Consider the following 13,010-nt stretch of genomic DNA (forward strand, 5'->3'; position numbering starts at 1 on the left):
GGGGTGTGATGTTACCGGTAACATCACACCCCGCAACATCCCTTCGGGAGCGATTTCCCCGCGGGACAGGGGAGTTGGGTGGGGTGCGGGTGGCATGTGGGGCGGGGAGCGGGTGGGGTGCGGGTGAGGCGGTCGCCGCTCTGTTCTGGACTGTTCGTACAACTCTTGGACGTGTAGTCTAGAGACGGATCTACCGACGGGAGTGCGTCATGACGTCCGAACCGGCCCTGGACTCCGAGCGGGACGCGATCATCGCGGCGCTGGCACCGGTCGTCGACGGGCTCGTGGCGACCTTCGGGCCGCTGTGCGAGGTGGTCCTGCACGACTACCGGCAGCCCGAGAAGTCCGTCGTCGCGGTCGCCGGCGCGGTGACCGGGCGGCACGTCGGCGGGGCGATGAGCGAGATCGGCATGCGGATCGTCTCGCGCGGCACCGAGGCGGACGACGATCTCAACTACGTCACCCGGACCGGGACCGGGAAACTCGTCAAGGCGTCCACCATGGTGCTGAGGGACTCCACGGGCGAGGTCTTCGGCGCCCTCTGCGTCAACCTGGACGTCACCGCCGTGACCGAGGCCCACGCCCTGCTCGGCGCCCTCGCCGGTATCGGCGGCGACCCCGCGGAGGCACCGGTCACCGCCTTCGGCAACGACATCGACGCCGTCGTCGACGCCATCCTCGACGCCCACCAGCTCCGGCAGCACCGGAGCTGGGCCCAACTCGACCGCGCCCAGCGCCTGGAACTGTTCCGCGGACTGGACGGGCGGGGCGTGTTCGCCGTGCGGCGCGCGGTCGAACAGGTCGCCGCCCGGCTCGGCATCTCCCGCGCCTCCGCCTACAGCTACCTCGCCCAGGCACGCGCCACGACCGGCGCCACGCCCAGCTCTGCGGCCGGCCCGACTTCCGACTCCGACGGAGGAGCAGCGTGACCACGACCACCCCGCCCATCACCCTCGACGACGTCCGCGACGCGGCCGTACGCCTCAAGGGCGTCGCCCACCGCACCCCGGTCCTGCGCTCACGCACCCTCGACGGCCTCGTCGGCGCCGAGGTCTTCCTCAAGTGCGAGAACTTCCAGCGCGTCGGCGCCTTCAAGTTCCGCGGCGCCTACAACGCCGTCTCCCGGCTGGCCCCCGAGCAGCTGGCCCGGGGCGTCGCCGCCTACTCCTCCGGCAACCACGCCCAGGCCGTCGCCCTCGCCGCCCGGGAGCTCGGCACGACCGCCGTCATCGTCATGCCCGAGGACGCCCCGCCCGCCAAGCGGAGGGCCACCGAGGGCTACGGCGCCGAGATCGTGACCTACGACCGCTACAGCGGCGACCGCTCCGCCATCGCCGAGGAACTGGCCGCCGAGCGGGGCCTCGCCGTCATCCCGCCCTACGAACACCCCCATGTCATGGCCGGGCAGGGCACTGCCGCGCTCGAACTCATCGAAGAGGTCGGTGAGTTGGAAGCGTTGATCACTCCGGTCGGCGGCGGAGGGCTCATCGCCGGGAGCGGGACCGTGGCCAAGGCGCTCTACCCAGGACTGCGACTCATCGGGGTCGAGCCCGAGGCCGGCGACGACACCAAGCGGTCCTTGGAAGCCGGGCGGCGCATCGAGATCCCGGTGCCCAGGACCATCGCCGACGGCCAGGCCCTGCCCGCGCCCGGTGAACTCACCTTCTCCGTCAACCGACGGCTCGTCGACGCCATCGCCCTGGTCAGCGACGACGAGATCCGGGACGCGATGCGGTTCGTCTTCGAGCGGCTGAAGATCGTCGTCGAGCCCAGCGGCGCCACTCCGCTCGCGGCCCTCCTCTCCGGTCGGGCCGGCGCGCTGCCGCGCCGGGTCGGGGTGATCGTCTCCGGCGGCAACGTGGACGCCCAACGGTTCGCCGAACTCTGCGGAACGGCGTCCTGAGCGACTCCGCGGAACGGCCGGCTGAGCGCTCGTCCCCCGAATGGCGGCCCCTGGTGGCCGGGCGGACGATGGAGTGGTACGGGGTCGGCGGCCGACGGCGGTGCACAGCGCTGCCGGACGACCGGCCCCGGCCGTACCGAGCGCGGCCGGAAGGAGAGCCGTGATGATCGAAGTGAAGACGCTCGACAAGCCGGACGAGCGGCGGGATTTCCCCCGAGGGCACCTGGAAGCCGTCCACATGTCCGGACTCGACTTCGCCGTGGGCACGTTCGAGCCCGGCTGGCGGTGGTCGGAGTCCGTGGCCCCGATCGCGGGCACCGAGAGCTGCATGGTCCACCACAACGGCTATGTCGTGCAGGGCCGGATGCACATCACCATGGACGACGAGGGCGGCGAGGCCGAAGTCGGCCCCGGCGATGTCTTCGTGGTCCCGCCCGGACACGACGCCTGGGTGATCGGCGACGAACAGGTCATCGTCTACGACTTCGCCGGTGGCATGGCCACGGACTACGCCAAGGCGAAGGAGTAGCGACGCTCAGACCGTGACGACGACCTTCGCGCGCGCGTGCTCCACCTCCAGGTACCGAATGGCCTCGGCCGCCTCGCTCAGGGGGTACGTCCGCTCGACGACCGGGGCCATGCGCCCGGACTCCGCCAGCTCCTTCAAGGCCGCGAGGTTCTTCTTGCTCTGACGCGCCGGGAGTTCGAGCAGCCGCTGACGCGCGAAGGGCGCCGTCAGCTTGCGTTGGAGGAACAGCGTCATCGGTCCCAGGAAGCTGCCGCCCTCGTACACCCCGCCGCCGGACAGCACCAGCGTGCCGGTCGGGGTGACCGTGCGCCGGAAGGCCCCCAGGGAGTGGTTGCCGACCAGGTCCAGCACCACGTCGTAGGTCCGGCCCGCCCGGGTGAAGTCCTCGCGGGCGTAGTCGATGACATGGTCCGCGCCCAGTGAGCGGACCATGTCCGCGTTGCGCGCGCTGCACACGCCCGTCACCTCCGCGCCGTACGCCTTTCCGAGCTGCACGGCGAAGGTGCCGACCCCGCCTGAGGCGCCGTTGACCAGCAGCCTCTGCCCCGGCTGCACCGCGCCCACGTCCCGCACGCCGATGAGGGCCGTGTTCCCCGCGAGGGGTATCGCCGCGGCCTGCTCGAAGCCGAGGTTGGACGGCTTCGGGCCCACCGAGCCGTCCGGCGCGCACACGTACTCCGCGAAGGCGCCGTCGGCCTCGCCGAACACCTCGTCACCGGGCTTGAGATCCGCGACCCCCTCGCCCACCGCCTCCACCACGCCCGCGAAGTCCCGGCCCCTGATCCGCGCCTTGGGGCCCCGCCACCCCATCACCGGGCGGGCCACCTTGGGGTCGCCGTGCAGGAAATGCCAGTCATAGGCGTTGACCGACGCCGCGCGCACCCGCACGAGTACTTCGCCGGGGCCGGGCTCCGGCCGCTCGACGTCCTTGAACTCCAGCACGTCCGCCGGTCCGTACCGGTCCTGCACCACTGCCTTCATGATCTCCCCCTTCACCACTTTCGAGAGTAGGGATCCGGCCGGGCTCGGGCATCAGGGGCGAACCCCGAACTTTCCTCGGGGGTGGACCGCCTTGCACCTGGAAACCGATCGGTTTACGGTGGTGCCAGATGAGGAAACCGATCGGTTTCCTAGGCTGCGCCGTGGGCGCCGCGAACGAGTCGGGAGTTGCTCATGACCACCATCGAAGGTTCCGTCGCCATGGTCACCGGCGGCAGCCGCGGGATCGGCCGGGCGCTGGTCGCCGCCTTGTACGAGCGGGGCGCGAAGAAGGTGTACGCCACCGCACGCGACCCGCGGACCGTCACTCACCCGGACGCCGTCCCGCTGGCCCTGGAGGTCGGCGACCCCGAGTCCGTCGGGGCCGCCGCCGAGCGGGCCCAGGACGTCACCCTGCTGATCAACAACGCCGGCGCGAGCGTGAACGCCAACTTCCTCGCGTCCCCGCTCGAGGACGTGCGGCGCGAGTTCGAGACCAATTTCTACGGCCCGCTCCTGGTCACCCGGGCCTTCGTCCCGGTCATCGAGCGCAACGGCGGCGGGCACATCCTCAATGTCCACTCCGTGCTGTCCTGGATCGGACTCGCCGGGTCCTACAGCGCCTCCAAGGCCGCACTGTGGTCGCAGACCAACTCCCTGCGCCTGGACCTCAAGCCGCGCGGCATCGAGGTCACCGGCCTGCACGTCGGTTACGTCGACACCGACCTCGCGGCTCATGTCGACGCCCCGAAGTCCACGCCCGAGAGCGTGGCCGCCCAGGCCCTCGACGGCATCGAGGCCGGCGCCTACGAGGTGCTCGCCGACGACATCTCCCGGCAGGTCAAGGCGGGTCTGGCCGCCGACCTCGGGGTGCTGTACCCGCAGCTCGCCGCCTGATCACAGGGGAGCGGGCAGGTGAGGCGACAACGGCGGTGTCACACGGGCAGCAGGCGGGTCACCAGGTCGCTGAGCTGGCGGGCGTTGCGGCACTCGTGCATCTCGACCAACTCGGCGTAGGCGGGCGCGGCCGAGTCGCCGGTGCCCCAGCTGTCCTTCTGCTCGGGGTTCAGCCAGTAGACGCGGCGGGCCCGTCCGGTGATCTCCCGGACGGCCGCGAGGTTGGGGTCGCTCATGTTGGTGCGCGCGTCGCCGAGCACGAACACCGTGGTGCGCGGGCCCACCGCGGCGCCGTACCGCTCGGCGAACTCGCCCAGGGCCATGCCGTAGTCGCTGCTGCCGTGCCAGGCCGTGAGCGCGCCCTCCGCCTGGATGCGGGCGCCGAGCCCCTCCGGGTCGGCCCTGCCGTGCACGAGGAGGCCGGTCACCTCGTCGACGCGGTTGACGAAGGCGAACACGCGCACCTTGCTGAACTGGTCGTGCAGTGCCTGCACCAGCAGCATCGTGAAGTCCGAGAACCCGGACACCGAGCCCGACACATCGCACAGCAGCACCAGTTCGGGCCGGACCGGCCGCCGCCTGCGCAGCACCGGCTTCATCGGCACCCCGCCCGTCGACAGCGAACCGCGCAGGGTCCGCCGTAGATCGATCGAACCGCGCGCGGCCCGGCGGCGGCGGGCCGCGAGCCGGGTGGCGAGCTTGCGGGCGAGGGGCTGAACGGCCCTGCGGAGCTCGGCGAGTTGGGCCTTTCCGGCGAACAGGAAGTCGACCCGGTCGGCGGTCGGGGCCACCGCCCGCCGGGCGATCTCGTCCCGGCCGCGCCGCTCGGCCACCCGCCGGCGCGCCTCCACGGCCACCAGGGCCCGGAAGGACTCGATGCGCCGCCGGATCTCGTCCTCCAGCAGCCGGTCGGTGAACCCCGGACTCCCGCCGCGCGCACGGACGTCGTCACGGACGCGGGCCAGCAGGGTCTGGGGGCGCAGGCGGTCGAGGGTCTGGTACGACGACCAGCCGTCGGAGGCGGGGGAGGAGCCGTAGCCGCCGAAGCCGTCGACCGCCTCCACCGCCAACCGGCCCATCATCGCCCGGTCGTCGGCGGCCAGCGCCGCCGCCAGCCGGTCGCGCAGGTCGTCCCGGCCCGCCGCCTCCCCCTCCGGCGCGCCGACTCCGCGCGGGAAGTACAGGTCGAAGACCGGGTCGAACACGGGCCGTTGCGCCGTACCGTGCAACAGGGTCGACGCCAGGCCCTCGCGCAGCCGCTCCCGGTCCTCCAGGCCCAGCGCCGCCACGGCCTGCGCCGCGTCCACCGTCTCGCCGGTGCCGATCCGGATGCCGTGCGAGCGCAGCGCCGCGACGAGCGACGTCAGCCGCTCGGCGACCCCGGCGGGCGTGGTCACAGGGCGTCCAGGTCGAGCTTGGCGGTGGCCTTGAGGACGTCGTCCTGGTGCTTGAGGAGTACGCCGAGACTGTCCCGTACGACGGTCTCGTCCAGGGAGTCGGCGCCGAGCGCGAGCAGGGTGCGCGCCCAGTCGATGGTCTCCGCGACCGACGGCAGCTTGCGCAGGTCCATCGCCCGCAGCGCGCCCACCACCCGGACCACGGAGCGGGCCAGCGCCTCGTCGAGCCCCGGCACCTTCAGCCGGACGATCCGGCGCTCCAACTCCTTGTCGGGGAAGCCGATGTGAAGGAAGAGGCAGCGGCGGCGCAGCGCCTCCGAGAGTTCGCGGCTGGCGTTGGAGGTGAGCACGACGAAGGGGCGGCGGGTCGCCGTGACGGTGCCCAGTTCCGGGACCGTCACCTGGAAGTCGCTTAGCACCTCCAGCAGCAGGCCCTCCACCTCCACGTCCGCCTTGTCCGTCTCGTCGATCAGGAGCACCTTCGGGTCGTCGCCGCGGATCGCCGTGAGCAGCGGGCGGGGGAGCAGGAACTCCTCGCTGAAGATGTCGGTGCGTGTCTCGTCCCAGGTCTCGTCGCGGCCGGCGCTGATGCGCAGCAGCTGCTTGGCGTGGTTCCACTCGTACAGTGCGCGGGACTCGTCGACGCCCTCGTAGCACTGGAGGCGGATGAGCCGGGCCTCGGCGACCTGGGCGACGGCCTTGGCCAGCTCCGTCTTGCCGACCCCGGCGGGGCCCTCGACCAGCAGGGGCTTGCCGAGCCGGTCGGCGAGGAAGACGGTCGTGGCGACCGCGGGTGAGGCGAGGTAGCCGGTCTCGGCCAGACGCGCGGCGACGTCGTCGACGGATGTGAACAACGGGGCCTCCCGGGCGGTGGCGGATCTGGGACCTATCTAAGCGCTTGTTCACCGATCCTGTCACGGGGAATACGGCGGGGCCAGGGTTGGATACCGATCGGTTTCCGTCGGTCCGTTCCGCGCGGTAACCTCGCCGTATGTCCCCAGACAAGGCGTCCACCAAGGACCGGCTCCTCGACGCGGCCGCCGATCTCTTCTACCGCGACGGCGTCTCCATCGGCGTCGAGGCGCTGTGCCGGTCCGCCGGGGTCTCCAAGCGCACGATGTACCAGCTCTTCGCGAGCAAGGACGAGGTGCTCGCGGCGAGCCTCGAGCGGCGCGTCCCGGCGTACGAGGCCCGGCTGGCGGGCGGTGTCCAGGACGACGTACGCCCTCGTGAGCGGATCCTGCGCGTGTTCGAGCGGCTGGAGCAGGCCTCCACCGAGCCGGAGTACCACGGCTGTCCCTTCCTGGCCGCGCTGGTCGAGCTGAAGGATCCGGAGCATCCGGCGAGCAAGGTGGCCGGAGCCGCGAAGGGGCGTCTGCAGACGTCCTTCCGTCAGCAGGCCGAAGCGGGCGGAGCGCGGGATCCGGAGCTGCTCTCCCGTCAGCTGATGCTGGTCTTCGACGGGGCGAGCGCCCGCGCGGGGGCCGGGATCGAGACGCTGGACGGGCTGACGACGGCGACGGTGGCGGCGCTGATGGACGCTGCCGGGATGACGTAGGGCCGGGATGACGTAGGGCTGGGATGACGTAGGGCCGGGATGACGTAGGGCCGGGATGACGTGAGAGGGCGGCCGCCCAGGCGACCGCCCCCAGCCACAGCCCGCAGTGGGAGACCCCGGCTCAGCCCCCCGGCGCGTCAGGCCACCGCGACCGCCCCCACCGCCGGAGTCCGCAGCACCCGCCGTGCCGTCATCAGGCTCGTGCCCAGTGTCGCCGTCGCCGCGATCGCGATCATCCCGGTGCCGATGCCGAACACCTCGCCCGGCAGCACCTCGTCGGAGCGGACCATGGTGAAGGGGACGATGCCCGCAAGGGCCGCCACCACGCCGAACGCCACCCCGGTCAGCGTGAGGATCAGGCCCTCGGCGCCCACCACACCCAGCACCTGACCGGGCGTCGCCCCCGCCAGCCGCTGCTGGCCGAACTCCCGGACCCGGTAAGTCGTGGCCGCGAACAGCGAGTTGACCAGCATCACGCAGACGAACACCACGATGATGCCGACCACGGTGAAGTTGAGCGTCTCCAGGTTCTTCGCGTCGACCGACTTCACCGCACCCGAGGCCTCCAAGGCGCCGCTCTCCACTGCCTGCATGGTGAGCGTGGCCGTCGACACGGCCGTGAACAGGATCAGCGACATCATGATCCCGGCCATGTCACCGACCCGCTGCCGCAGGTTCCGCACCGCCAGCCAGCCGCTCGCGTTGTCGAGCGCCAGCCGGTCCAGCACGCCCCCGAGCAGCCGCGGCGCCATCAGCGCGAACCCCACGGACAGCAGGATCGCCCCGTACGCCGGCGGCGCCATCAGCGCCTCGTCCGTAGCCGAGAAGGCGAAGGTCGAGCAGACCGACAGACCGCCGACCGCGAGCGCCCCGTACGTGAGCCACGTCCGCCCTCGCCCGTGCCGCCGCGTCCCGCGCGTCGCCCGCCGTACGGCGAGGAAGGCGGCGCCCGCCGACGCGAGCAGCGTGATGGCGACGCCCGTCATCAGCGCGACCGGGCCGAAGGAGTGGCCGACGGAGTCCGCCACCTGGCCGCTGTCCTGGAAGACGTCCAGCAGCGCCCGCCCGCCGAGCATCGCCGGGCCGATCGCCAGCGCCGCGCCCACCAGGGCCACCGCCACCGCCTCACCCACGACCATCCGCCTGAGCTGCGCCGGGGTCGCCCCCGAGCAGCGCAGGAGCTCCAGCTCGGCCGCCCGCTGCCGGACGTTGACCGTGAGCGTGGAGGCCACGGCGAAGAACACCAGCAGGGTGCCGTAGCCGCCGACGACGCTCGCGGCCGTGGTCAGCGTCTCCGCGCTGGTGGAGTCGACGCCGTCCTGTGCCGCCGTGTCGTGCAGCGAGTTGAACGTCATGATGATCGCCGCGCCCAGGAACGCGGCCAGCGAAGTCGCAAGGAACCGCCCGGGCCGTTGCCGGATCGACCGCATCGCCAGCAGGAACATCGCTCAGACCTCCGTCGCCACGGCGTCGCCCAGGTGCGCGAGGCGCTCGGCCACCGCGTCCGGGGTCGGCGCGTCCATCCGGCCCGCGAGCCGGCCGTCCGCCAGGAAGAGCACGGAGTCGGCGTAGGAGGCGGCGACCGGGTCGTGCGTCACCATCACCACGGTCCGGCCGTGGACCCGCACCGCCTGCTGGAGCAGCCGCAGCACCTCACGGGCGCTGCGCGTGTCCAGCGCCCCGGTCGGCTCGTCCGCGAAGATCACCCGGGGCTCGGTCACCAGCGCCCGGGCGATGGCCACACGCTGGCGCTGACCGCCGGAGAGCTGGTGCGGACGGTGCCCGAGCCGGTCGCCGAGCCCGACCGAGGTCAGCACCTCCCGGGCCCGCCCTCGGTCGACCCGGCGCCCGGCGAGCTTGAGCGGCAGCACCGTGTTCTGCGCGACGGTCAGCGTCTCCAGCAGGTTGTACTGCTGGAACACGAACCCGATCCGGCCGCGCCGGAACTTCGTCAGCGCCGTCTCGTCGCCGTCCGTCAGCTCGGTGCCGTCCACCCGTACGATCCCGCTGTCGGGCCGGTCCAGACCCGCCGCGCAGTGCAGCAGCGTGGTCTTGCCGGAGCCCGAAGGACCCATCACCGCGGTGAAGGTGCCGCTGCCGAGCCCCAGCGTGACCTCGCGCAGAGCCGCCACCGCGCTGTCGCCCGTGCCGTAGGACTTGGTGACCTTGACCAGCCGCAGCGCCTCGGCGGCGGGTCCCGTGTCGTGCGTGCGTGAGCCTGTGCGAAACATCGTCATCACTCCCCGGTGCCATCGGATTTCCGCTGACCACGAAGCTACGGAGACGGCGAGCGCGGCACATTGGGCGCAGAGCCCGTATCGAGAGGTGTACTCAGTGACACCCCGGACGGGTCACCACAACGAGCACGGCCGGGGGCCCACCCGATGCAATGGAGCGGTGACCGCGCCTCCCGACGACTGCCTCGCGCGCAACGAGTGGATCTGCGGCGAGTACCTGAGCACCCGCCGCGACATCCTCTGGGACGCGGTGCTCCAGCATCTGCAGCTGGCCGCGCTCTCCGTGCTCCTCGGCCTCGTCCTCGCCCTGCCGCTGGCCGTGCTGGCGCGCCGCTGGGGCTGGGCCGCGCCACCCGTCCTCGCCGTCACCACGATCCTCTACACGATCCCGTCGCTGGCGATGTTCTCGCTCCTGCTGCCCGTCTACGGCCTCTCCGAGAGCCTGGTCGTCGCGGGGCTGGTGCTGTACTCGCTCACCCTGCTGGTGCGCAACATCCTGGCCGGGCTGCGCGCCGTCCCCGAGGAGACCCGGCAGGCCGCGCGCGGCATGGGCTACGGCCCGATCCGGCTGCTCGTCACCGTCGAACTGCCGCTCGCCCTGCCCGCCGCGATGGCCGGGCTGCGCATCGCCACGGTCTCGGCGGTCTCCCTGGTCGCGGTCGGCGCGATCGTCGGCTTCGGCGGGCTCGGCAACCTCATCTACGCGGGCATGAACACCTATTTCAAGGCACAGGTGCTCACGGCGTCCGTGCTGTGCGTGGTGATCGCGATCGTCGCCGACGTGCTGCTCCTCGGGGTGCAGCGGCTGATCACCCCCTGGACGCGGGCGGTGCGCGCGTGAACACCGTCACGGGCGCCTGGGACTGGCTCACCGACTCCGCGCACTGGTCCGGGACGGACGGTGTGTGGCACCGGCTGCTGGAGCACCTCGTCCTCACCGTGGTCTGTCTGCTGATCAGCTGCCTGATCGCGCTGCCGGTCGCCGTCGTCCTGGGCCACCTGGGCAAGGGCGGCGCGCTCGCCGTCAACATCTCCAACATCGGGCGGGCGGTGCCCACCTTCGCCGTACTGGTGCTCCTGCTGCTGACCCCGGTGGGGCGGTGGGGCGAGGGGCCCACCGTCGTCGCGCTGGTGCTGTTCGCCGTGCCGCCGCTGCTCACCAACGCCTATGTCGGCATGCGCGAGGTCGACCGCAGTGTCGTCCGGGCCGCGCGGGGCATGGGGATGACCGGCCGGCAGGTCATGTTCCGCGTGGAACTGCCCCTCGCACTGCCCCTGCTCCTCACCGGGGTCCGGATCGCGGCGGTCCAGCTCGTCGCGACCGCCACCATCGCGGCCCTGGCCGGTGGGGGAGGGCTCGGGCGGATCATCACGGCGGGGTTCAATCTGGCCAGTACGGCGCAGGTGGTGGCCGGGGCGGTGCTGGTGGCCGCCTTCGCACTGGTCGTCGAGGGCGTGTTCGAGGTCGCCGAGCGACTGTCGCCGCGGTGGGCGAGGGGGGCGTCGTGAGGGGGCTGCGACGGTCGCGGTGGGGCGTCCTGCGACGGAGTCACCTCCTGGCGGCCCTGCTGCTCCTCACCGGCTGTTCCACCGGCCCCTCCCTGGAGACCCAGGACGAGGTCACCGCGCCGCCCGGCGACAGCCGCGGCCTGACCATCGGCTCCGCCGGCTTCACCGAGAGCGATCTGCTCGCCCAGATGTACGCCCTGCTGCTGAACGAGGCCGGCTACCGGACCTCGATGCTCACCGTCGCCAACCGCGAACTCTACGAACCGGCCCTGGAGTCCGGTCAGATCGACGTCGTGCCCGAGTACGCGGCCACCTTCGCCGACTGGCTCAACGCCAAGGCCAACGGCGCCGACGCGGATCCGGTCGGCTCACCCGACCTCGGTGAGACGATGACCGCCCTACGTGGACTGGCCGCCCCCCGCGGCCTCACCGTCCTGGAGCCCGGCCGGGCCGTCGACCAGAACGCCTTCGCGGTGAGCACCGACTACGCCCGCGAGCACGACCTCAAGACGCTCAGCGACCTCGGCGCCTCGGGCCTGGAGGTGCGTCTCGCGGCGGGCGACGAGTGCGTGCAACGGCCTTACTGCGCACCGGGGTTGAGGGAGACCTACGGCATCGACGTCACGGGCGTCGACCCCAAGGGCGTCGGCACCACGCAGGCCAAGCGGGCGGTGCAGAGCGGCCGGAACCAGATGATGCTGACCACCACGACCGACGCCACCCTCGAGGAATTCGGGCTCGTCCTGCTCGCCGACGACAAGAAGCTCCAGAACGCCGACTACGTGGTCCCCGTCGTCAATCGCGCCCGCGCCGGGAGCGACCGGGTGGCGAAGGCCCTCGGCCGCCTCAACGACGTCCTCACGACGGCCGACCTCGCCTCGCTGAACCAACAGGTCGACAGCTGGCGGAGGCTGGCCACCGACGTCGCCCGGAGCTACCTCCAGGACAAGGGCCTGCTGAAGTGACACGCCCGTGACAACGGTCACCGTACTGGTGCGGCGCGCCGTCTTTCCGGCCGTCGCGCGCGAGGGTAGAGGTACCTCATGACGGTCGACGGGGGACGCCTCCACACTTCGTGGTGGCAGGGACTGCGCGAGTCGGTCGAGGGGGCGGACACCGATCTGCGTCCCGAGGGACTGACCCACATCGTGCCGACCGGACTCGGTCCGGTCTACCGCAAGTTCGGGGACGCCTATCCCGAACAGCAGCTACAGCTGCAGCTCTTGTACGGCGCCTCGCAGCGCGCCTTCGAGCGCAGTACCCGAGTCGCGGCGCGCGTCACCGTGCGGCGCGTCCTTCTCAACGCGTTGAGCGATCCCCGGATCGACGACGTGAAACCGAGCGAGCACCTCATGGAGTACCTCGACGAGGAGATAGCCGACCTGCGCGGACGGCTCGCGCAGGACAGCGCGACCGCCGTCAGCAGGGGCCTGAACGCGGGCCTGTTGCTGGGCTCCGCCGCCAGCCTGGTGCTGCTGGTGGTGCCGCTGCTGTGGGGTGCCGGTCTGCTCCAGGCGCTGGGCGTCACGCTCAACTGCACCAACCGCTGGCATCTGCTGGGCGCGTTCGTGTGCGGCGGGGTCGGCGCGTTCGGCGCGGTGCTCAGTGTGCTGGTCCGACTGCGGGGCAACACCGAGCAGTTGACGAAGCGGCAGAACAGCGCGTGGGACGGTCTGATCGTGCCCGGGCAGATGGCCCGCAGCATGCGCCACGAGGGCGTGTACCGAGTGTTCGTCGGGTGGATCCTCGCGCTGGCGGTGTACTTCCTGCTCAGCGGCGGCCTCGTGCCCGTCTTCGAGGTACCGGCCACCGCCGCGGAGATCTGCCCCTCCGCCGCCGGCCCCGGATCGTCCGTCAAGGGCACGGACTTCTGGGGGTTCTGGTGCGCCATCGGGTTCGTCGCCGGCTTCAACGAGCGGTGGGCCTTCGGCATCCTGGGGCGCGAGTCGACGCGTAAGCCCAAGGCCGCGTAACCCGGAGACACCGGCCACCGCGTCGCCCG

Annotated in this window: 14 protein-coding genes; 9 read left to right on the forward strand and 5 right to left on the reverse strand. The window is 71.9% G+C overall.

Annotation, left to right across the window (positions count from 1 at the left end; translation table 11 throughout):
* Positions 1 to 209 precede the first annotated feature (209 nt).
* The 3 genes from AC068Z_RS32625 to AC068Z_RS32635 all read left to right on the forward strand — a co-directional run bounded on the left by AC068Z_RS32625 (position 210) and on the right by AC068Z_RS32635 (position 2,432).
* On the forward strand, positions 210 to 929 hold the full coding sequence (locus tag AC068Z_RS32625; RefSeq protein WP_478563813.1) for a helix-turn-helix transcriptional regulator: 720 nt from the start codon (positions 210 to 212) through the stop codon (positions 927 to 929).
* Positions 926 to 1,903, forward strand: a complete 978-nt coding sequence (locus tag AC068Z_RS32630; protein ID WP_478563816.1) for a threo-3-hydroxy-L-aspartate ammonia-lyase — start codon at positions 926 to 928, stop codon at positions 1,901 to 1,903. The genes AC068Z_RS32625 and AC068Z_RS32630 overlap by 4 nt, the downstream gene beginning before the upstream one ends.
* Before the next feature lie 163 nt (positions 1,904 to 2,066).
* Positions 2,067 to 2,432: a cupin domain-containing protein gene (locus AC068Z_RS32635; protein ID WP_478563819.1), complete on the forward strand. Its 366-nt coding sequence runs from the start codon at positions 2,067 to 2,069 to the stop codon at positions 2,430 to 2,432.
* A gap of 6 nt (positions 2,433 to 2,438) precedes the next feature.
* Here AC068Z_RS32635 and AC068Z_RS32640 read toward each other — a convergent pair whose 3' ends face one another.
* The gene (locus tag AC068Z_RS32640) at positions 2,439 to 3,413 is read right to left on the reverse strand and encodes an NAD(P)-dependent alcohol dehydrogenase (RefSeq protein WP_478563822.1); all 975 of its coding nucleotides are present in this window, start codon (positions 3,411 to 3,413) and stop codon (positions 2,439 to 2,441) included.
* A 192-nt stretch (positions 3,414 to 3,605) separates the two neighbouring features.
* On the opposite strand from AC068Z_RS32640, the gene AC068Z_RS32645 reads away from it, so the two are divergent.
* On the forward strand, positions 3,606 to 4,307 hold the full coding sequence (locus AC068Z_RS32645) for an SDR family oxidoreductase (RefSeq protein WP_478563825.1): 702 nt from the start codon (positions 3,606 to 3,608) through the stop codon (positions 4,305 to 4,307).
* A 38-nt stretch (positions 4,308 to 4,345) separates the two neighbouring features.
* On the opposite strand, the gene AC068Z_RS32650 is transcribed toward AC068Z_RS32645, so the two are convergent.
* The gene (locus tag AC068Z_RS32650; RefSeq protein ID WP_478563828.1) at positions 4,346 to 5,704 is read right to left on the reverse strand and encodes a vWA domain-containing protein; all 1,359 of its coding nucleotides are present in this window, start codon (positions 5,702 to 5,704) and stop codon (positions 4,346 to 4,348) included.
* Positions 5,701 to 6,558, reverse strand: coding sequence for an AAA family ATPase (locus AC068Z_RS32655; protein WP_478563830.1), 858 nt, complete (start codon positions 6,556 to 6,558; stop codon positions 5,701 to 5,703). Before AC068Z_RS32655 ends, AC068Z_RS32650 begins: the two co-directional genes overlap by 4 nt.
* 137 nt (positions 6,559 to 6,695) lie before the next feature.
* On the opposite strand from AC068Z_RS32655, the gene AC068Z_RS32660 reads away from it, so the two are divergent.
* On the forward strand, positions 6,696 to 7,262 hold the full coding sequence (locus AC068Z_RS32660) for a TetR/AcrR family transcriptional regulator (protein ID WP_478563833.1): 567 nt from the start codon (positions 6,696 to 6,698) through the stop codon (positions 7,260 to 7,262).
* A gap of 137 nt (positions 7,263 to 7,399) precedes the next feature.
* Here AC068Z_RS32660 and AC068Z_RS32665 read toward each other — a convergent pair whose 3' ends face one another.
* Positions 7,400 to 8,707, reverse strand: a complete 1,308-nt coding sequence (locus tag AC068Z_RS32665; protein ID WP_478563836.1) for an FtsX-like permease family protein — start codon at positions 8,705 to 8,707, stop codon at positions 7,400 to 7,402.
* A 3-nt stretch (positions 8,708 to 8,710) separates the two neighbouring features.
* The gene (locus tag AC068Z_RS32670) at positions 8,711 to 9,493 is read right to left on the reverse strand and encodes an ABC transporter ATP-binding protein (RefSeq protein ID WP_478564352.1); all 783 of its coding nucleotides are present in this window, start codon (positions 9,491 to 9,493) and stop codon (positions 8,711 to 8,713) included.
* 166 nt (positions 9,494 to 9,659) lie between these two features.
* Between AC068Z_RS32670 and AC068Z_RS32675 the strand changes: the two genes are divergently transcribed.
* The 4 genes from AC068Z_RS32675 to AC068Z_RS32690 all read left to right on the forward strand — a co-directional run bounded on the left by AC068Z_RS32675 (position 9,660) and on the right by AC068Z_RS32690 (position 12,981).
* Positions 9,660 to 10,340 (forward strand): ABC transporter permease, encoded by a 681-nt coding sequence (locus AC068Z_RS32675; protein ID WP_478563839.1) that lies wholly within the window; start codon positions 9,660 to 9,662, stop codon positions 10,338 to 10,340.
* Positions 10,337 to 11,008, forward strand: a complete 672-nt coding sequence (locus AC068Z_RS32680) for an ABC transporter permease (protein WP_478563842.1) — start codon at positions 10,337 to 10,339, stop codon at positions 11,006 to 11,008. Before AC068Z_RS32675 ends, AC068Z_RS32680 begins: the two co-directional genes overlap by 4 nt.
* Positions 11,005 to 11,973 (forward strand): ABC transporter substrate-binding protein, encoded by a 969-nt coding sequence (locus AC068Z_RS32685; protein WP_478563845.1) that lies wholly within the window; start codon positions 11,005 to 11,007, stop codon positions 11,971 to 11,973. Before AC068Z_RS32680 ends, AC068Z_RS32685 begins: the two co-directional genes overlap by 4 nt.
* Before the next feature lie 78 nt (positions 11,974 to 12,051).
* A complete protein-coding gene (locus tag AC068Z_RS32690; protein ID WP_478563848.1) occupies positions 12,052 to 12,981 on the forward strand; it encodes a hypothetical protein in 930 nt (309 codons plus the stop codon).
* The last annotated feature ends 29 nt before the right edge of the window (positions 12,982 to 13,010 follow it).

Source organism: Streptomyces sp. NPDC043726 (assembly GCF_056436565.1).